The sequence below is a fragment of the Psychrobacter sp. NPDC078929 genome (assembly GCF_050267985.1).
In the GTDB taxonomy this organism is placed as follows: domain Bacteria; phylum Pseudomonadota; class Gammaproteobacteria; order Pseudomonadales; family Moraxellaceae; genus Psychrobacter.
Genome location: NZ_JBNNFX010000008.1, coordinates 25,140 through 45,698, shown reverse-complemented (window position 1 = coordinate 45,698; position 20,559 = coordinate 25,140). Strand labels below are relative to the sequence as shown.

Sequence of the window (20,559 nt, the reverse complement as noted above, 5' to 3'; positions counted from 1 at the left end):
TTTTACGCTATTTCTTAACATCGACTTCATATCTTTCATCGCTATTTATACTAATAGCTTATATCGATAGCAAACTTTGAGACTTTTACCATGCAAACCTCTACTGACAGCACGCGCCCTGTACGTACGCGTATCGCCCCATCACCAACTGGCTTCCCACACGTAGGTACTGCCTATATTGCCCTGTTTAACTTGGCCTTTGCCAAAGCTCACGGCGGCGAATTCATCTTACGTATCGAAGACACTGATCAGACTCGCTCAACTGAGCAATCAGAACAAATGATTTTGGATGCCCTACGTTGGGTTGGTTTAGATTGGAGCGAGGGCCCAGATATTGGCGGCCCACATGCCCCTTATCGTCAGAGCGAGCGTAGCGATATCTACAGAAGACACGCCGAGATACTCATAGAAAAAGACCATGCGTTCCGCTGTTTTTGTACCAGTGAAGAGTTAGACGCTATGCGTGCTGAGCAAATGGCCAATGGCGAGACCCCTCGTTATGATGGTCGCTGTGCTCATCTTGCTCCAGAAAAAACCGAGCAATTGGTAAGCGAGGGCAAGCCGCACGTGATTCGTATGCGTGTACCGACCGAAGGCACTTGTCAGGTACAAGACATGCTGCGCGGTACGGTTGAGTTCCCTTGGACTCAAGTCGATATGCAAGTACTGCTAAAAACAGACGGCATGCCAACGTATCATCTCGCCAACGTCGTCGATGACCATTTGATGGAAATCACTCATGTGATGCGCGGTGAAGAGTGGCTGAACTCTGCGCCTAAGCATCAACTGCTATATGATTATTTTGGTTGGGAAATGCCAACGCTTTGCCACATGCCGCTACTGCGTAACCCTGATAAGTCAAAGCTGTCTAAACGCAAAAACCCAACTTCTATCACCTACTATCGTGATGCAGGCGTGCTACCTGAAGCGCTGCTAAACTATCTCGGTCGTATGGGTTACTCAATGCCCAATGATGCTGAGCAGTTTACGCTAGAAGAAATGATTGCCAGCTTTGATATTCAGCGCGTGTCGCTTGGCGGCCCTATCTTCGATATCGAAAAATTAAACTGGCTCAATGCAGAATGGCTACGTGCGCTTAGCCCTGAAGAATTAAAGAATAAAATCCTTGAATGGGCCAGTAACAGTGACAAACTAACCGCTATCGCAGCCGCAATTCAGCCACGTATCGAGCTATTGTCTGATGCGGTTAATTGGGGTGGTTTCTACTTCCAAAACCTACCTGACATCAATGCTGAGAGCTTCACTCATAAATCACTCACGCCTGAGCAAATTATCGAGATGCTGCAATTAGCCCTTTGGCAGTTAGAAGTCTTACCAACGTGGTCAGAAGAAAACATCTATGCCACGCTAAAAGGCCTTGCTGCTCACCTTGATATCAAGATGCGTGATTTTATGGCGCCGTTCTTTATCGCTATCGCTGGTAGCACCTCATCGACGCCAGTCATGAACTCTATGGCAATTATCGGCGCTGACATGACATTGACTCGCTTGCGTCATGCAGTTGATGTATTAGGCGGCCTCGGTAAAAAGAAATTGAAAAAACTTGAGAAACAAGCGTCAGAACTGCCAGATTTTTTGGCTGCTGCTGAATAGTACTGCTGGAGCTTTTATTATTAAAAATCACCTAAACTCCTACTCATCGAAACGTTCTTGAAAGAAGTTTATTCTGTAAGTTAAGATTAATTAGCGTGGGTTTTGCAATAGCAAAATTCACGCTTTTTCTTATCAAAAATTTGAGTTTCTCAATAAAACTAAAATGTTGTAGACTCTTACCTAAGCCTTACATATTTTAATTCATTTGGAGATGAAAGATTTGAAAATTACAAAGCTGTTAATATCATTATTTCTAGGCAGTATGATTTCAACACAAAGTTATGCCACAGAAATCGAAGACTTTATGTCATGGGCACAGCTAGGTAATGGATCAGCATGGATTAAGTACACTAGTAACTATGGAGCTGAAGCTAAATTTTTTGAAGCTGAAATAAGTCATTCGAAGTCAGGAGGTCAAAGGCTTTATTTTAGCGATTATCATGCTGCAGATATTAATAGCTGCAAATACACAACTACTATACCTGACAGCACAACAATGATATTCAATGGACAAGCAGTTAAAATGTCACGTTGGTGCCAAAAATTTAGAGATTCTAGCAGTTACTATTTTAGTCTAACTCCTCAAACAGAACGTGGTCATAATTATGTTGTCAATCTATTCAAAATAGCTACCTCACCTATTGAGATTCAGTTTAATAATGAAAAAACATACTTCCCTGTAATAGGATTTACTAAAGCATGGAATAGTGCCGGTGGTAATGCTATCTAATAATCTATTTCGGATAGTCTGTTTATAAAACTCACAAGTTCTAGATAAGAACCTATAAAATAGATGGACTGTATATTTTATAACTCGCTAAACCTTCTTATAAACTGGAACTAAACATGGCCGCCAAAACCGTCACGATAGAAAGCAAAGATTATGTCTTTAACACGCTAAAAGAAGCACAGAAATATTATGATGCCATCGTAAAGGAGCTGTTTGATGCAACTTTGACCCTGACCAAGGGCCAAGACTTCGAAGATTTAAAATGGATATACAGCACTTACTGCGGTTACACCAAGCATAATCTAGATAAATTGGGCGAATATGACATCATTGGCGTCAAAGGCATAAGAACGATCCGAGAAAAAGGCGGCCAATATATGCCAACTGAATGCTGTGCGATTATTTTTTCTGATGGCAGCGAAGAAGAGTTTTATACCGATAAAGCCATCAAAGAGATCGCACTTAAGCAAAATCCACGCTAATTTGGGCTTGCTGAGCCTTTAAAATAGGCTAAATCACTTTTTTTTGCATATTTATGAATTATTTTTGAAATAGGTGTTGACAAGACTGTCGCTCTTACATAAAATACGCACACTCTTAGCGAGGGGCTATAGCTCAGTTGGTAGAGCACTTGCATGGCATGCAAGGGGTCAACGGTTCGACTCCGTTTAGCTCCACCATACTTATTTATAGCAACGCTCAGTATTACTGAAACGTAATAATAAATACTCGCTAGTAGGACGATATCAGCACCTAGGCAATGCTTATTCACTAAGCTATCTGATATTGTGAAGTACCGTTGTAACCACTGGTTATAACACTCTATGCGTCCCCATCGTCTAGAGGCCTAGGACACCGCCCTTTCACGGCGGTAACGGGGGTTCGAATCCCCCTGGGGACGCCACTATTCGGCGTCACTTATTAGCACTTTTGCTTAGCATCAGGTTAGACTAATAAGCGAACAATAAAAAAGCCCAGTCATCATATGGTGACTGGGCTTTTTTATGTCTGTCATTTCTCAACATCCTCTATTCTGTTGTCGTTAGCTTATTATTAATAGCTGCTAGCTTACTGTTGATAGCGCTATTGCCAACCTATCTAATACTCGTTAACATCGACCTGACAAGCGTATTTATAAAGTGCAGCTACCTACTATAAATGATGGGGCTTAGCGTGATTAAAGGGAAGTGATTGCGATGTTTGGTATCGAGAATTATCTGGGGTTTATCTTGGCGGCTATTTTGTTAAACCTAACGCCAGGTACGGATAGCATGTACATCATCACCCGTAGTATTTCACAGGGGCAAACAGCAGGGTTTTATTCTGTTCTTGGCATTACTTCGGGTATTTTGGTACATACGTTATTGGCAGCGCTAGGATTGTCCGTCTTACTTGCCAACTCCCCTACCGCTTTTATGATCGTCAAATATATCGGTGCGGCTTACTTGTGCTATTTGGGTCTAAAAATGCTACTGAGCAAAAACTCGAGCTCGATAGCAAACAATTTGTCCAAAGATCAGAACGTGACTAGCCGAAAGGCTGTAGATGGTTGGCAAATATATAAGCAAGGTGTGTTGACCAATACTTTTAATCCAAAAGTCGCTTTATTTTTCTTGGCGTTCTTCCCGCAGTTTATCGACGCTAGTTATGCTTATGGCATGCTGTCATTTTTGATGTTGGGACTGACTTTTGCCACCACAGGTTTTATATGGTGCTTGTGTTTGGCGCTGCTGGCGTCAAAGTTCAGCAAAAAACTAAGAGAGAATCCAAAAATTGAATCCATGATGAATAAAATAAGTGGTGTCGTATTTATGGGGCTAGGAATTAAGCTGTTGAATGAAAAAGCGTAGAGTAAAGTAACAAGAAGAAAAAACGTCTTTCATAAAAAAGCCCAATCCCCTACTTTGAAGGAGATTGGGCTTTTTGTCATATAAAGCTTAACTAATTACTAGCCAGCTTCTTTGCTCTCAGCAGCCAATTGACGTAGTACATAGTGCAATACGCCGCCATGACGCACATATTCGCGCTCTTTTGGCGTTTGTAGACCAACATTTACCTCAAAGGTTTCTGCCGAACCATCAGCACGTGTAGCCGTAACCGTGGCTGTTTTACTCTCACCATTATCTAGACCCGTGATGCTCAGCACTTCAGAACCATCTAGTTTGTAGGTTTCTGCATTTTGACCATCTTTAAACGTCAATGGCAGCACACCCATACCGACTAGGTTTGAACGGTGAATACGTTCAAACGAGCTGGTTAAAACTGCTTTTACGCCTAGCAGGATGGTACCTTTAGCTGCCCAATCACGGCTCGAACCAGAACCATACTCTGCCCCGCCCAATACCACTAACGGACGCTTATCTTCTTTATACTTCATCGCTGCGTTATAGATAGGCATTTCTTCGCCATCTTGTAACGTAGCGCTGTCATCTTTGAAGTAATAAGTATAGCCACCTTCTTTACCGCCCATCATCGTGTTTTTGATACGGATGTTGGCAAAAGTACCACGGGTCATAACTGCATCGTTACCACGACGTGAGCCATAGCTGTTGAAGTCCGCCTCCATCACACCACGCTCTTGCAAGTACTTACCTGCTGGTGAGTCTGGATCGATATTACCTGCTGGTGAGATATGATCGGTAGTAATCGAGTCACCAAATAGACCTAGGATACGCGCGCCTTCGATATCAGGGATACCTTCTGGCTCCATGGTCATACCATCAAAGAACGGTGGATTTTTGATGTACGTTGACCCTTCATCCCATGGATACAATTGGCTATCCGCTGAACTAATTGCGTTCCATGCTGCACTACCGTCAAATACTTCGCCATAGTTTTTTCGGAACATATCAGCATCGATATTGTTGGCAATTAACTCGTTAATTTCTTCCGAGGTCGGCCAGATATCTTTTAGAAATACATCATTGCCATCTTGATCCTGTCCTAGCGGATGAGTGGTCAGATCGATATCGACTGTACCTGCTAACGCGTAGGCAACGACTAACGGTGGTGATGCTAAATAACTGGCTTTGACATGCGAGTGAATCCGACCTTCAAAGTTACGGTTACCAGACAGTACTGCCGCCGCGACTAAGTCGTTTTCTTCAATGCCTTTTTCGATCTCTTCTGACAATGGCCCTGAGTTACCGATACATGTCGTACAGCCATAACCGACTAGATAGAAGCCTGTTTTTTCTAGCTCATCCATCAGATGGGTTTTTTCTAAATAGTCGGTGACTACTTTAGAACCGGGTGCGAGCGATGTCTTAACCCAAGGCTTGGCTTTAAGACCTTTGGCAGCCGCTTTTTTGGCCACTAGACCTGCACCAATCATTACTGCTGGGTTTGAAGTATTGGTACAAGAAGTAATAGCAGCAATAACTACCGACCCGTCTCGTAGTTTGTGTTGTTTGTCATCGATGCTGACATTTGAGAAGACATTGTTAGCTGGCGCATAACCTGCATTGTCATCACTGGTATCAACTTCGATATTCGGTTCAGCCGCCAAGTGTTCAGCTTGCTCTTGCTCGCCGCCTTCTTGATCAAAGCGTACTTTGCCTTCTACTTCTGACTTGCGATCTTTGGTCATTTTTTCTAGCGTTTCGCCGAACTTCTCATGCATATCAGACAAATTGATACGCTGCTGTGGCAAGTTCGGACCAGCAAGTGCTGGCTGTACTGAAGACAGATCCAACTCTAATTTGCTTGAATAAGTCGCCGCAGGTGTATCGGCATCGTGCCATAAGCCTTGCGCCTTAGCATACTTTTCAACCAACTCAATCTGCTCTTCATCACGGCCTGATAGACGCAGGTAATCAATCGCCATTTGGTCAATTGGGAAAATACCACAAGTCGCACCATACTCTGGTGACATATTGGCAATGGTGGCGCGATCCGCTAGCGGCATACTGTGTAAGCCTTCGCCATAAAACTCGACGAACTTGCCCACTACGCCATGTGCGCGCAACATCTCAACCACACGTAATACCAAATCGGTCGCCGTGACGCCTTCGGTTAGCTTACCTTTTAACTCAAAACCGACTACCTGTGGAATCAGCATCGATGACGGTTGACCCAACATCGCAGCTTCAGCTTCGATACCGCCCACACCCCAACCAAGTACGCCAATACCATTAATCATCGTGGTATGGCTATCTGTACCAAATACTGTATCTGGATAAGCTGTCAGCTCGCCATCAACGTCTGCTGCCATCACAACACGGGCTAAATACTCAAGGTTAACCTGATGCACGATACCTGTCGCTGGTGGTACCACGACGAAGTTTTCAAAGGCTTGCTTGCCCCAATGCAAAAACTCATAGCGCTCATTGTTACGCTTAAATTCAATTTTTTCGTTCAAATCTAGCGCATCTTCGCGGCCATAAGCATCGACCTGTACAGAGTGATCGACGACCAGCTCACTAGGAATAAACGGATTGATCTGCTCAGCCTTACCGCCAAGCTCGACCACTGCATCACGCATCGCAGCCAAATCAACTACCGAAGGTACACCAGTGAAATCTTGCAATACCACACGCGCTGGCATAAAGGCGATTTCTTTTGACGCTTCAGCGCCTGCATCCCAGTTGGCAACCGCTTCGATATGGTTTTTGCCAACCGACTGGCCGCCATCTTCGTTACGCAATAGATTTTCTAATACCACTTTCATACAAAATGGTAGTGTCTTGATATGCTCATAAGTTTCGGTCAGCTTTGGCAGGCTGTAGTAGGCATGTTCCTTGCCAGCAACCGAAAGGGTGTCTTTTACATCAAAAATATCACTCATGATAGCTTCCTTATCGTTGTTATAAATCCTGGACATAAATTATTATAAGTTTATGTATGACTGGTGGCTCAATAAATGATTGATCTGTCTTGAATCAATATCGCAGTTTCGCAAAACTGTCTGATATAAGTCTGTGTTAACAAAAGAGATAATCATATCTGTAGTGATTAACAGAAACTCCCTTTTACCATAACAAACATACAAGGCTTTGTTAACGTCTGGACGTTGTCGAATCGTGGCACAATCGTAAACGTAACAACGGTTTAGCGAGCTATTTTTAAGCAATCCCTTTCTATTTATTTTTTGTCTTTTTTACGTCGCCCACTGCGGAACACGTAGCTGTCTTCATAAAAGTCAGTATCGGCATTTTCTGCCCAAAAATGCGGCACTCCCAAAATAGGTAACGGCGCAAGCTGGCGCGGTTTGACTTCATCATTGGATAATAATGTATCCATGTATTCGGCAACCTTGTCATCCAAATAGCGCATACGTTCAGCTAACAATAAGGTAAAGAATTCTTGTGCAACGTGAATGACAATGCTGTGAGCGCATAGAGGTTTGCGTGGGTGTACCAACTGCTCAAGCAGTGCATGCCCAAAGATATAGACTGCTGCCTGAGCACTTGTATTCGGTTGTGCTGGGTTGTCCCATTTAGCGCGCGGTTTCACCAAACTTGCCTGCCAGTCAAAATCCACTAATGCTTCACCAATATTTGGGTCTGCCGTGACCAGCACTGCGCCATTCTCATCAAAGACAGTAATAGTGTCGCGCACACGCCCTCGACGCTCACTAATGCCTTGTTTAGCGATTTCTAGCATATGGTAGTAATTGAGCATAGCTTTAGTCTTCGGAAAGGTCAGCCAAATACTGCCATTAAACAAATCATGTAAGTTATCTCGCGTCGGGATATTGCCAGTTGTGCCGATAAATTGTTCATAGGCTTCCCCTTCAGGCAATACATTTTGAGAAACGAACTGTAGCGTTTGAGATTTGTGGTCATGAGTAGGTTTGGTATGCGGTAACGGCTGCTCTAAGTGATCAGCCTGCTGCGTCATTGCTGTTTTTAAGACCTTGGCAATCGTGTCAGGCGTATTGATGTCAGAAGCATTTATATCATGCTTATTTGGGCTTTTTGAATTATCCAAACTTTCTAGATCACCCAAAGTACCTAAACTATCCAAGCTATTCCTCTGCGGTTCTGAGCGACTAAGGCGTTCAATCGTATTGCTGATATAACCCAATTGAGTGATGTGCGACAACCAAGGCGCTTGCCAATCAATAGCAGCAAAGCTGTGATCAAGCTGACCTTCTACTACAGGCAGCTGCTTAGTATGAATATCAGAGTTAAGTGTGGCGGGTAAATCACTGGCAGGCATAGAAGCTCTCTCTTACAGGCTATCTCTATTAGACGTATGGACGGTCTATGGTATCATGGTGCGCTTTTTTACTGCTAGATACGCCGCTCGAAAGGACTTTTTGAGCGCTATGGATGAATGAGTTTTATGGCAAATTTTAATACCCACTTAAATGTCGCATTTATGGTCAGCGGCACACTGAGTTTGACGGTTTATAAAGCTGGATTGATTGATGATTCAGGATTTCTGGTGTGCGTGGCGCTTGGTACTATCGGTGGGTTGCTGCCAGACTTGGATTCTGATAATTCAACACCGATTAAGCTCGGTTTTAATATCACCTCGTTTATATTTGCCTTTGGGCTGGTCATGCATTGGCGTAGTGATTTGAGCTTACTGGCATTGATAGTATTGTGGCTAGCGGGCTACGGTTTTATGCGTTATGTGGTTTTTCATATTTTTACTACTATGACGGTGCATCGCGGTGTCATCCACTCTGTGCCGTATATGGCGATACTGGGATTGGGTCTGACGTGCCTAAGTTATTATGGCTTGCACCTACCACTGACGACCAGCTGGTTTTATGGGCTGTTTTTATTTGGTGGCGCGATGGTACATTTGTCATTGGACGAGCTGTATAGCGTCAATTTGTCCAATATGAAAATGAAGCGCTCATCGGGCACGGCGATGAAGTTTTATCAGCCAAAAGACAAATGGTGGTATTTGCTTCTATACACTATCCTTGCGCTACTGGTGTATGCCGCCCCGCCTTTTGAGATGTTTTGGTCACGACTAAGTGATCCTTCCGCATGGGCGCAGCTCAAAGTCGGTATATTGCCAGAATTAATAAAAAGCATGCTGCAATAAAGTTATCAAAAGACCATTGAGCCTAAACGAATAAGCCCAAACAAAAATTAGAGTAAAACATGCAATCTTACCCAGATACTTGCCCTTGCCAAATCAATCTAACAGCAGAGACGGCAAACGCTCCGCTATCCTATCAAAACTGCTGCCAGCCTTATCATGATGCTTTTTATAATGGTGCTTTTTATAATGATGAGGTTGACGAAGCAGATGGTATAAAAGCGGAGACAGCCGAACGGCTCATGCGTACGCGCTATAGTGCGTTTGTACTCGTGAAACCAGACTATATCGTCAAGACCACAGTACCTGCGCAGCAAGGCTTGCTTGACGTTCAGGCGATTAAGAGTTGGGCTAAAGAGACAGATTGGGCAGGATTAGAGATTGTAGAACACAAGCCAAAGCTGGGTAAGAGGCATGCACAGGTTGAATTTAAGGCTTATTTTAATGCTAAAGATAATGCAGGTGATTTAGCAGGAAAAATACAGGCGCATCATGAACTGTCTACTTTTGTAAAAGCTAAACACAAAGCCAACGTTGATACGCGCTGGTACTTTTTAGATCCAACGGTTGCGATGACTGTCAGCCAAAAGCAACCGTGCATTTGTGGGTCGGGTGAAAAGTTTAAACGGTGTTGTGGAAGTTATATTTAAAAAAATTTAGTTATTTATCGTTCCCTAAACACTCGCTCCAACGGCTCGTGCAATTGCAATACCTTCATCAACGGTCAAAAATTTACGCTGGCTTGGACTGTCTTTATAAATGACATCACCATCTTGAAAAATTAAACATTCATTGACTGCCAATTGTTGCCATTTCTCATTTTCAGTCAATGGAACGGTGACTAAAATAGTGACTTTATCTGTGTCTGTGGTCACATCACCAAAATTAATCGCCATATCATCATCAGCGAGTTTGGCTTCACCAAATGGTGCTTTGCGCGTAAGATAAAACAGTAAGCTACCTGCATAAGCCAGTTGCCACCTACCATTGGATATTAAGCAATTAAATAACCCATTGGCAGAGAGATAGCGACACTGGGTGGTCAAGAAATTAAACAGTGTCTTGTCATCAGGGCGTGACTTAAAGCTACTCTTTAGACGATTGACCAAATAGCAAAATGCCATTTCAGAATCAGTTGAACCAACTGGCTGACAGTGTGAGGCATTGCCGTTGTCTTGTAGGCGCTGACAGCGTTTGATAAATTCGCTATTCATCTGCCCATTGTGCGCAAACACCCACTGCTCGCCCCAAACTTCACGGACGAATGGATGGGTATTTGCCAAGCAGTTCTGCCCTTGCGTCGCTTTACGAATATGCGCGATGACATTCATGGCTTTGATTGGGTAGTTATTGACTAAATCGGCGACTGGCGATAGATGGCTTGGACGATTGTCATGAAACAAACGCAGACCCGTTGAGTCATTTGCCGTCTCATCGTTAGCTTTGTCATTATTGCTGCATTCGCTGCGCTCAAAAAACGCAATACCAAAGCCATCTTCATGACTGTCTGTCATCCCGCCGCGCTTGCGAAATCCTGCAAAGCTAAAGCCAATATCTGTTGGGGTATTACAGTTCATTCCTAAGAGTTGACACATTTACAGTTCACCGCCTTTATTGTCGTCTATTATCGAGTTACCTTGAATAGGATTGCTTTGAGCAGCAGATAGCGCATCAAAGTCAGCATCACTCATCTCATCTAGTAAGGCTGCACCATCGGTTGGAATGGTCGCTAAGATACACTGAGCTTCTACCAAATCCGTATCCTCTACCCAGAGAACGATACCCGAGTTCATACCTGGGATAGCGCTGAGCGGTTGCAAGGACACGGTGATGCCGTTATTACGTAGTAGGTTGGCGTGCAGCTCACCCTGCATATTGGTATCGTAGCGCGCCAGTTTGTGCCAGTTATCAACTTGATCGGTCATGGGGTCGCCTCTAAGGTTTCGGTACTAAAATTAGTACTAGCATTGGTACTAGAATAAATGAATAGGCAATGCTTAAGACAATTGATCTAGCGTATATTCTTTGATTGCAAACTCACTACTATTTAATGTTTCCTGCGCTTGCTCAGCTTGCGTGATACTGCTAAATACGCCGACTATTTGATTATCTGGTTTGCTTAATAGTACAAATACGGTATTTTGCGACTTTTCAACATGCGCCCAATGATAAGCAGCCAAGCGTTTCATCAAGTCAGGGTTTTTGACCATGATGTTATCACCCGTACGGCCTTCGGTACGATTGTAGTGAATCACGTTTAGGCGTAATAACCAGAAAATCACTGCTGCCTTTGCCAGCATAACAGGTAGTGCACGGTTTTCGTCGTTATTTAGCGGGCGAATCGATTCATAACCTTGTAAGAACGCTGCCATTTTACTACGATCAAAGTTAACGGATTCGCCTTGTTCTGCAACACCCCACGTGGTACAAAAATCATTGATAGTGATCGCAATATCCATCACATAATGCTCAACGCTGACTTCGGTAAAATCCAACAGGCCCGTCAGCCGCGCTTCGCCTTTTTGTAGATTCCATAAGGTATTGTCAGCGAACATGTCTAAATGGCATAAACCTTTTGGCAAGGTTGCCAGTGGTAATTCCGAATAAGAGCGCCAGATATCGCTCATCAGCTTAGCTTCGTCACCTGGCATAAACTGCATTTCACGGTCGCGCACATCTGCCCATGGGTACAAAGGCACGCCATATTGCTCACTTGGTTGTAGTGCTTGTAGCGTTTCATGCAGCATCGCTAATGCCGCGCCAATATCATGACACATTGCTTGCGTGGTTTGATCTGGATGTGAACCTGTTAGACACGGCACTAGCGTAATCGCTTTGTCTTCATAATGGATGACATAACGCTTATCATCGTTATCCGTTTGCGAACCATTTGATTCAACAACGGCTAGCGGCGCGGCAACTGGTAATTTGCCATTTAATTGATTAAGAATAACGGCCATTTTTTCGATATCAGCAGGTGGACGCTCTTCAAATAAAGTGAATACGTAAGAGTACGTGCCGTCTACATCGTCAGTCGTTTGAATAAACCAGTTTGAGTTTTTAATACCTTGAGTGATCGGAATCGCGCGGGCAAACGACACGCCAAAGCTTTGGCAAAAGGTGGCAAACTGATCATCGGTTAACTGGGTATAGACGGACATGACATCTCACTTATAGCAATTGGATAAGAAGTTAAATAGGATAAATTTATGCGGTAATGACAGCAATTGTACCGCGCATGATAAAACTATGGTGAAAAGCGTAATAATCTTGCGAAAACCTGCCTGAAATAGCAGTGATTTTGCTAGACTAGCGCCTATGAATTGATTATAAGGTGAAAGACCCTATGTTAGCAAAGCGTATCATTCCTTGCTTGGACGTAGACAATGGCCGCGTGGTCAAAGGCGTGCAGTTTGTCGATATAAAAGACGCAGGCGATCCTGTCGAAGTAGCCAAACGCTACAACGAACAGGGCGCTGATGAGATTACTTTTTTGGATATTACTGCGACCAATGATGAGCGCGACACCACTTATCATACTGTTGAACGCATGGCAGAAACGGTATTCGTTCCGCTAACTGTTGGGGGCGGTGTTCGAAAAATTGCTGATATCCGCAATTTGCTCAATGCTGGCGCGGATAAAGTGGCGATTAACTCAGCAGCCGTATTTACGCCGGAGTTCGTTGGTGAAGCCGCGCAGAAATTTGGCAACCAGTGTATCGTCGTTGCCATCGATGCCAAACGCGTCGCTGATATCAACGTCGATGGTATTGTCGTACCACGTTGGGAGATTTTCACTCATGGTGGCCGTAAGCCAACGGGTATCGATGCCGTTGCTTGGGCGAGCAAAATGGCAGAGCTGGGCGCTGGTGAATTACTAGTCACCTCGATGGACGGTGATGGCACCAAAAAAGGCTATGATTTGGCGCTGATGCAGCAAATTACGAGCCGCGTTAATGTACCAGTTATCGCCTCAGGCGGCGTCGGTAACCTACAACATTTAGCAGAAGGCGTACTAGAAGGCGGTGTCGATGCCGTACTTGCCGCCAGTATTTTTCACTTCGGTGAGTACACGGTATTGGAGGCCAAAGAGTATATGGCAGCGCAAGGAATACAGATGCGTCTTTAGCACGCTCGTAATATACAAATAAAACCCAAAAAAATGCTATCATAGCGCTAACCATTTATTTTCGTTCAATTAACTAGGGCAACGCCAAAACAATAGGTGACCGAATCGATTGAACGCATCAGACTATTTAGCTATTTATTGACGCCTATATTTCAATTGAACGCTTATTAAGCAAAGGATTTTTTATGTCGAATTTACAACAGCAGCGCAACGACGTGACTCATATCGATGGTAACCTACATCAAAACGCTGATGCTCGCATTGGTATCGTTGTTGGTCGTTTTAACGGTTTTGTCGTTGAGTCATTAGTTGATGGTGCAATTGATGCCCTACTCCGTCATGGTGTATTGGGTAGCAATATTACCGTTATTCGCGTGCCTGGCGCATTTGAGCTACCTCTTGTGGCCCAGCGCGCTGCGGAATCAGATCGTTTTGACGCAATTGTGGCATTGGGTGCAATCATCCGTGGCAGCACGCCGCACTTTGATATTGTAGCTAGCGAGTCGGCCAAAGGTTTGAGCGCTGTGGCAATGGATTATAATATCCCTGTTGCTAACGGTATCATCACCACTGATAGCATCGAGCAAGCTATTGAGCGCTCTGGTACAAAAGCAGGTAATAAAGGCTCTGAAGCTGCGATGGTTGTGCTAGAAATGATCGCTGTTTTGTCACAGCTTGATATTGATGATATCGATGAAGCTTAAGCCTTAAAGCTCAAATTTATTAGTCTAACTGGTGCTGCTATTGAGCAATAGCAGCACCTTGTAACATGACGCCAGCTATCAACACACTGGCTATTTTTTGAATTTTCGCCGTATTTCTATACCCTTTAAAATTTTGAATAAACAAAGCTAAAAAGCTACTTTGTTAATTTATATTTTGACTGGGTATCATCTCAAAAATTTAGGTACAGACCCCCTATGACTGACCAACTCAAGCGCGCTATCAGCGCTGCGAAAACCGCACAAGCCAATGATGGACAAGCTGAAGCTACCCGTATAGCGAGCAGTAGTGCAGGTGATCAAACCTTCGATATGAGTGAGTCTTCTTATAAGACCAGTCACACCGCTATCCGTAAGGCGCGCCGCTTTGCTATGCAAGGTCTATATGAGTGGCTCGTCACCGACCGCCGCTTTGATGTAGATGGCAAGCTTGGCTGGAAAGCCAATGCTCCACATGATATTGCTGCCCGTACGCGTGCAACCAATGCTATGCATACCGTCCATATCGGTTATTATCATGAAATGATGCGCGACATCCCAGAGCAAATTGAAGCACTCGATGCGATTATCAGTCAGCATCTCGATCGTGAGGTTGATAAGCTAGATACGGTTGAGCACGCTATTTTGTTGATTGGCGCGTATGAGCTGCAAAACCGTGTAGAGATTCCTTATAAAGTCGTGCTTGATGAAGCGATGAAGCTAAACAATCACTTTGGGGCGACTGATGCTCATAAATTGATCAATGCGGTACTGGATAAAATGGCTGGTGAGCTGCGCGCTTTAGAGGTACAAGCAGATACCAATGCCAATCTACGTACGTCACAAAAAGCGGCGGCTAAACAGCCTGAAGTAAGTTCAGCCGATAATATCGAAACTGCTGCTGAAACAGAAAGCGCTATCGTCGATGAGCCGACTGCATCAAACAAGCCGCGTATCAGTGCTAACAAAGCCAACGTTAAACGCAGTAGTGCCAGTAAAGCCAGTGCAAATATCAGTGACTTTAAGGCGAGTAAGAAAAACGCTAACGATACTAAAGATTAAGACTAAGACTAGCCATGAACGAGTTTGAGCTGATTGAGCGTATATTCTCACAGATGCAGGCCACGCATGCGCCATTAACTGGTATCGAAAAAGGTATCGGTGACGACGCGGCTGTGATGGCATTGCCAGCAGGATCACGCTTGGTTAGCTGTATTGATACACTGGTTCAAGGTCGTCACTTTCATGCTGACTGGCAAAGAGTCGACGAATTAGCATTTGCGATTGGCTATAAAGCCGTGGCCGTTAATGTCTCAGACATCGCTGCTATGGGTGCGACGCCGCATAGCATTATGCTAGCGCTGGCATTACCTGAACGTTTGGCAAAACACGAATGGCTTACTGAATTTGCCAAAGGGCTGTTTCATGCTTGCCAGCTGTTTGGCGTGACGCTGATAGGTGGTGATACGACGCGCAGTGAGCGTTTAGTGCTTAGCATCAGCGCGCAAGGGTTGCTCGCTGCAGATACACCAGCCATTTATCGATCAGGTGCGCAAGTTGGTGACAAAGTTTATGTTTCAGGCACACTTGGTGATGCTGCTTTCGCCTTGCAACATCCTGACAGCGCACAAGGTATCGAGTTGGCACATCGTCTACATATGCCAACGCCGCGTATTGCACTAGGTGCAGCATTGGCAAAGATCGGTGCCACAGCGATGATAGATATCTCTGACGGTCTTTATCAAGATCTTGGGCATATCTGTCAGCAAAGCTCTGTAGGCATGCGCATCCATTTAGACAAGCTACCGAGTAGCGAGTTACTAGCCACGGTAGAGTTATCTGAGCGTTTGTTATGTCAACTAACGGGCGGCGATGACTACGAATTAGCGTTTACCTTACCTGCACATATCAAACCGCCTACTGGCAACACACCTGTCACTTGTATCGGCGAGGTAATTGCACTAGCAGATCCGATAGCGATAGATACCAAGTCTCCTGATAACTCACGTCTTGAACTGTTTTATAAAAATCAGCCAGTGACGCCAACTCAGCCCGCACCGTTTTTAACGTGGCCTAATCTTACTGGTTACCAACACTTTACAGGCTAATCCATGACTGATCACGACTTATCTAAGCCTGACATCCGTAAAGCAAATGACTGCCCACCCTTACCAGTCGGTGCTAGCGTGCTTGACCGTGTGGTTTATTGGCTTGGGCTAGGTTTAGGTAGTGGTCTGCCGCGCCGTGCACCTGGCACTTGGGGTACTGTTGGTGGGTTAATCATTGCCATACCATTGTTGAGTTTGGGCTTTGTACCTTTTCTCATTTTGACAATTCTATCTTGTATTTTGGGCGTTTGGATTTGCGGACGTACTGCTGAGTTGATGCAAGGTCATGATGATCCGCATATCGTTTGGGATGAGTGGGCAGGTATTTGGATTACCCTACTACCCTTGTCTTATATGGGGATTGCTGACGATAACTTCTGGCAAAATGTGTCTCAAGAGCTTTCTATTTTCGCCATTGTTTTCGCTTTTATCTTATTTCGATTTTTTGATATCGTTAAGCCGCCACCGATTGGATGGGCTGATAAAAGGGTTGCTGGTGGGTTAGGCATTATGCTTGATGACATCATCGCCGGTATCATGGCAGCAGTAGTATGGGTAGCGGTTATGTTTGGTGTGCTGTTATAAGCTACCCATACTACTACGATACTGAATTGGCTATTCTATAATCGCTTATCCTAGCAACGTTATCAATTTGAACGCTACTCTCCTGCATCGACAATTGATCTATTGTTAGCAGGTTGCATTACAAAGCCTGCACATCACAGTGTTTTTCTAACTGAACATTTGCGCTATAATCCAATATTATATTTTGTTACATTTGCGAGCCTATTATGACATCTCCTCTTTCTGTAATTATTTTAGCTGCCGGTAAAGGCACACGTATGCAATCGGCAAAGCCAAAGGTATTGCAGACATTGGCTGGGAAGTCTTTATTAGGCCATGTACTAGATACGTGCCATCAGCTCACTGTTGATGAAACCATCATTGTTCATGGCTTTGGTGGCGATCAAGTAAAGTCAGAAATTACCAATCAATATACACAAGCATCAATTACTTGGGTTGCTCAAACTGAGCAATTGGGAACTGGCCATGCGGTCAAGGTGACACTGTCTGATTTACCCAAGTCAGGACAAAGTCTCATTCTTTACGGTGATGTGCCATTGGTCAGCTGTGAGACGCTAACGGCATTAAAAACTGCCAATACTAATGGTATGTCGATGCTGACGTTGACTGTCGATAATCCATTTGGATTGGGTCGTATTAAACGCGACCAAGCAGGTAATATTGAAGCCATCGTTGAACAAAAAGATGCCGATGCTGAAGAGCAAAGTATTAAAGAAATTAACAGCGGTATCTACTGCGTCGATAATGCATTACTGCACAAATATTTGCCTGAGCTCTCTAACGATAATGCACAGCAAGAATATTATCTGACGGATATCGTCAAAATGGCAGTTGCCGATGGTATTACTATCGCAGCGATTGAGCCTGAGCATACGTTTGAGATTGAAGGAGTTAATAATCGTCAACAGCTTGCTAGTCTAGAACGCACTTGGCAACGTAAGCTAGTTGCTGACTTACAAGAAGCTGGCGTACAGTTTGCCGACCCTACTCGTGTCGATATCCGTGGTACGTTAAGCGCTGGTCAAGATGTATTTATTGACGTTAATGTGGTGTTTGAAGGTGACTGTACCTTGGGTGACAACGTCTATATCGAAGCGGGCTGTGTCATCAAAAATGCCAAGATTGGTAATGCCTGCTACATCAAACCGTATTGCGTGATCGATCGCGCTGATATCGGTGCTGGTGTTGATATCGGGCCTTTTGCGCACTTGCGTCCTGATACCGTACTATCTGATAATAGCAAAGTTGGTAACTTTGTCGAAATTAAGAAATCGACTATCGGCAAAGGCAGTAAAGTAAATCACTTAAGCTATGTCGGCGATGCGACTGTCGGTACAGGCGTTAATATCGGCGCTGGTGTCATTACTTGTAATTATGACGGTGCTAATAAATCGCAAACCATCATTGAAGACAATGCGTTTATCGGCTCCAATGCTAGCTTAGTCGCTCCAGTGACGATTGGCGATACAGCTACCGTTGCCGCTGGTTCTGTGATTACCAAAGACGTTGATTGTAGTGCCTTAGCGTTTGGTCGTGCGCGTCAAGTACAAAAAAACGACTTTCAAAGACCAACTAAAAAATAATTGCTCATTGGTGGTTTAGCCAACCTCAGTCATTTTTGAATAAACCTAAGCAGTACGGCAATCTTTGTGGTGCTGCTTCATCATATTTATCTGTTGATGATTCATCATTAATGACCAACCAAATTATTTGATCTTGCACCATTATATATTGAACTACTAAAATTTGAATCTAAGGAATAGCCATGTGTGGAATTGTAGGCGCCGTTGCTGAGCGAAATATCGCTAATATCTTACTTGAAGGCCTAAAGCGTTTAGAGTATCGCGGCTATGACTCAGCTGGCCTGACGGTTATTCGTGATGGTGAACTACACCGTGAGCGCCAAGTGGGTAAAGTACAGGCACTGGTTAATGCCGTTGCTATCAACCCAGAGTTTTTTGATGGTCATATCGGTATTGCTCATACACGCTGGGCAACCCATGGCGAGCCAGCACAGCGTAATGCGCATCCACACGTGTCAGGCAAAATTGCGGTCGTACATAACGGCATCGTCGAAAACTACGCTGAGCTGAAAGAAGAGCTAATAGCCAAGGGCTATGTGTTTACTTCACAGACAGATACTGAAGTTGTGGCGCATCTGATCCATGATATCTACAAAAAGACACCTGACTTGTTAGAAGCAGTACGCACCATTATCCCGCTACTGCACGGTGCTTTTGCATTGGGTATCGTCCACGTAGATTGCCCTGATGAGCTCATTACTGTACGTCTAGGCTCACCTTTAGTGATTGGTGTTGGTATCGGTGAGAATTTTATCGCATCAGATCAGTTGGCTTTGCTGCCAGTGACTAACCGCTTTATGTATCTAGAAGAAGGCGATATCGCCAAATTAACTCGCAATAGCATTCAAGTTTATGCAGATGGTGTTGAAGTCCAACGTCAGATACATGAGATTGATGCAACCCAGCATAATGCCGATAAAGGCGAGTTCAAGCATTATATGCTCAAAGAAATTTACGAGCAGCCAGATGCCGTCGCTCGTACGATCGAGATGGCTTTGGACAATGGTGAAACGACTAAACTACGCGACGATTTTTTACAGCGTCATGAGACACTATTGTCAGGTATTCGTCATGTGCAAGTGATTGCTTGTGGTACCAGTTATCACGCTGGTATGGTCGCAAAATACTGGTTTGAGAGCCTTATTCGTATACCTTGCTCGGTCGAGGTTGCCAGCGAATTCCGCTATCGCAATCCTGTCGTCGTCGATAATACTTTGGTCATCTGTATTTCTCAATCTGGTGAAACAGCAGACACCTTATCAGCGTTACGTGATATCCAGAAGCAAACACCAGCAGGCTTAGTCAGCTTGGCATTATGTAATGTACCGACGTCATCGCTGGTACGTGAAACAGATATTTTCTTGCCGACGTTAGCAGGACCTGAGATTGGCGTCGCCTCTACCAAAGCATTTACCACTCAGCTTGTGGCTTTGATATTGTTGATATTAAAAGTTGGTGTCACGCAGAAACGCATGACTGACGAGCAGTTAAATACGTTATTAAGTGAGTTACATCAATTACCAGGACAACTCTACGCCAGCTTAAACCTTGATGCTCCTATCAAAACCATGAGTGAAAGCTTTGAAGATAAGAAAAGCTGTCTATTCTTAGGTCGCGGTCTACAGTTCCCGATTGCGCTAGAAGGTGCGTTAAAGCTAAAAGAAATTTCCTACATTCATGCAGAAGGTTATGCGGCAGGCGAGCTTAAACACGGTCCATTAGCATTGGTCGATAAAGACATGCCCATCGTCGTACTAGCGCCCAAAGACAGTATGTTTGATAAATTAAAAGCCAACATGCAAGAAGTGCATGCGCGTCATGGCGAGCTATTTGTTTTCGCTAGCGAAGCCAGTCAAATGGTCGCAGAAGATAGACTGCACTTAGTATATGTACCTGATGTTTGCGAGACGCTCGCCCCTATCGTCTACAGCGTGCCTGTGCAGCTGTTGTCATACCATGTAGCAGTAATGCGTGGCACAGACGTCGATCAACCGCGCAATTTGGCAAAATCAGTCACGGTAGAATAAGAAGAATTACTCTACGACAGCTCTGAAAAGACAAATATTTACCCTTGCTATTGTAAACTCAGTAGCAGGGTTTTTTTATA

18 protein-coding genes and 2 tRNA genes are annotated in these 20,559 nt (G+C 44.3%); 15 read left to right on the top strand and 5 right to left on the bottom strand.

All coding sequences use genetic code 11. The features are described from left to right. Positions 1-90: 90 nt before the first annotated feature. The 6 genes from gltX (at position 91) to ACQKCG_RS06245 (ending at position 4,194) form a co-directional block, all read left to right on the top strand. Entirely contained in the window at positions 91-1,614 is a 1,524-nt protein-coding gene (gene gltX, locus ACQKCG_RS06270) for a glutamate--tRNA ligase (protein ID WP_101205975.1), read from the top strand. A gap of 211 nt (positions 1,615-1,825) precedes the next feature. Next, a complete protein-coding gene (locus tag ACQKCG_RS06265) occupies positions 1,826-2,344 on the top strand; it encodes a hypothetical protein (RefSeq protein ID WP_101205976.1) in 519 nt (172 codons plus the stop codon). Positions 2,345-2,460: 116 nt separating this feature from the next. Beyond that, on the top strand, positions 2,461-2,826 hold the full coding sequence (locus ACQKCG_RS06260) for a hypothetical protein (RefSeq protein ID WP_101205977.1): 366 nt from the start codon (positions 2,461-2,463) through the stop codon (positions 2,824-2,826). 122 nt (positions 2,827-2,948) lie between these two features. After that, positions 2,949-3,024 (top strand) — tRNA-Ala (locus ACQKCG_RS06255). A 148-nt stretch (positions 3,025-3,172) separates the two neighbouring features. Continuing rightward, positions 3,173-3,248: transfer RNA gene (locus ACQKCG_RS06250), tRNA-Glu, on the top strand. Positions 3,249-3,540: 292 nt separating this feature from the next. Then, positions 3,541-4,194 (top strand): LysE family translocator, encoded by a 654-nt coding sequence (locus ACQKCG_RS06245; RefSeq protein ID WP_101205978.1) that lies wholly within the window; start codon positions 3,541-3,543, stop codon positions 4,192-4,194. A gap of 98 nt (positions 4,195-4,292) precedes the next feature. Here the strand turns inward: ACQKCG_RS06245 and ACQKCG_RS06240 are convergent, their stop codons facing one another. Both ACQKCG_RS06240 and ACQKCG_RS06235 read right to left on the bottom strand, forming a co-directional pair. Further along, positions 4,293-7,130, bottom strand: a complete 2,838-nt coding sequence (locus tag ACQKCG_RS06240; RefSeq protein WP_101205979.1) for an aconitate hydratase — start codon at positions 7,128-7,130, stop codon at positions 4,293-4,295. Positions 7,131-7,426: 296 nt separating this feature from the next. Further along, entirely contained in the window at positions 7,427-8,506 is a 1,080-nt protein-coding gene (locus ACQKCG_RS06235; RefSeq protein ID WP_101205980.1) for a DUF3025 domain-containing protein, read from the bottom strand. 126 nt (positions 8,507-8,632) lie between these two features. On the opposite strand from ACQKCG_RS06235, the gene ACQKCG_RS06230 reads away from it, so the two are divergent. Next, positions 8,633-9,349 carry a metal-dependent hydrolase gene (locus tag ACQKCG_RS06230; RefSeq protein ID WP_101205981.1) on the top strand — a complete coding sequence of 239 codons (717 nt, stop codon included), beginning with the start codon at positions 8,633-8,635 and terminating at the stop codon, positions 9,347-9,349. Between the two features lie 59 nt (positions 9,350-9,408). Further along, positions 9,409-9,996, top strand: coding sequence for a YchJ family protein (locus tag ACQKCG_RS06225; protein WP_101205982.1), 588 nt, complete (start codon positions 9,409-9,411; stop codon positions 9,994-9,996). 24 nt (positions 9,997-10,020) lie between these two features. Here the strand turns inward: ACQKCG_RS06225 and ACQKCG_RS06220 are convergent, their stop codons facing one another. The 3 genes from ACQKCG_RS06220 to ACQKCG_RS06210 all read right to left on the bottom strand — a co-directional run bounded on the left by ACQKCG_RS06220 (position 10,021) and on the right by ACQKCG_RS06210 (position 12,507). Next, entirely contained in the window at positions 10,021-10,941 is a 921-nt protein-coding gene (locus ACQKCG_RS06220; protein ID WP_101205983.1) for a class II glutamine amidotransferase, read from the bottom strand. Beyond that, positions 10,942-11,271 carry a hypothetical protein gene (locus ACQKCG_RS06215; protein WP_227522960.1) on the bottom strand — a complete coding sequence of 110 codons (330 nt, stop codon included), beginning with the start codon at positions 11,269-11,271 and terminating at the stop codon, positions 10,942-10,944. A gap of 72 nt (positions 11,272-11,343) precedes the next feature. After that, complete coding sequence (locus tag ACQKCG_RS06210; RefSeq protein ID WP_101205984.1) at positions 11,344-12,507, bottom strand: homoserine kinase; 1,164 nt, start codon at positions 12,505-12,507, stop codon at positions 11,344-11,346. Between the two features lie 185 nt (positions 12,508-12,692). On the opposite strand from ACQKCG_RS06210, the gene hisF reads away from it, so the two are divergent. The 7 genes from hisF to glmS all read left to right on the top strand — a co-directional run bounded on the left by hisF (position 12,693) and on the right by glmS (position 20,479). Beyond that, entirely contained in the window at positions 12,693-13,475 is a 783-nt protein-coding gene (gene hisF, locus ACQKCG_RS06205) for an imidazole glycerol phosphate synthase subunit HisF (RefSeq protein WP_101205985.1), read from the top strand. 185 nt (positions 13,476-13,660) lie between these two features. Further along, positions 13,661-14,179, top strand: a complete 519-nt coding sequence (gene ribH, locus ACQKCG_RS06200) for a 6,7-dimethyl-8-ribityllumazine synthase (RefSeq protein ID WP_057762077.1) — start codon at positions 13,661-13,663, stop codon at positions 14,177-14,179. 216 nt (positions 14,180-14,395) lie between these two features. Next, positions 14,396-15,238 carry a transcription antitermination factor NusB gene (gene nusB / locus ACQKCG_RS06195; protein ID WP_227522961.1) on the top strand — a complete coding sequence of 281 codons (843 nt, stop codon included), beginning with the start codon at positions 14,396-14,398 and terminating at the stop codon, positions 15,236-15,238. A gap of 14 nt (positions 15,239-15,252) precedes the next feature. Continuing rightward, positions 15,253-16,284, top strand: coding sequence for a thiamine-phosphate kinase (thiL, locus tag ACQKCG_RS06190; protein WP_101205986.1), 1,032 nt, complete (start codon positions 15,253-15,255; stop codon positions 16,282-16,284). A gap of 3 nt (positions 16,285-16,287) precedes the next feature. Then, on the top strand, positions 16,288-16,869 hold the full coding sequence (locus tag ACQKCG_RS06185; protein ID WP_101205987.1) for a phosphatidylglycerophosphatase A family protein: 582 nt from the start codon (positions 16,288-16,290) through the stop codon (positions 16,867-16,869). Between the two features lie 206 nt (positions 16,870-17,075). Continuing rightward, complete coding sequence (gene glmU / locus ACQKCG_RS06180; RefSeq protein ID WP_101205988.1) at positions 17,076-18,452, top strand: bifunctional UDP-N-acetylglucosamine diphosphorylase/glucosamine-1-phosphate N-acetyltransferase GlmU; 1,377 nt, start codon at positions 17,076-17,078, stop codon at positions 18,450-18,452. 182 nt (positions 18,453-18,634) lie between these two features. Continuing rightward, positions 18,635-20,479: a glutamine--fructose-6-phosphate transaminase (isomerizing) gene (gene glmS, locus ACQKCG_RS06175; protein ID WP_101205989.1), complete on the top strand. Its 1,845-nt coding sequence runs from the start codon at positions 18,635-18,637 to the stop codon at positions 20,477-20,479. The last annotated feature ends 80 nt before the right edge of the window (positions 20,480-20,559 follow it).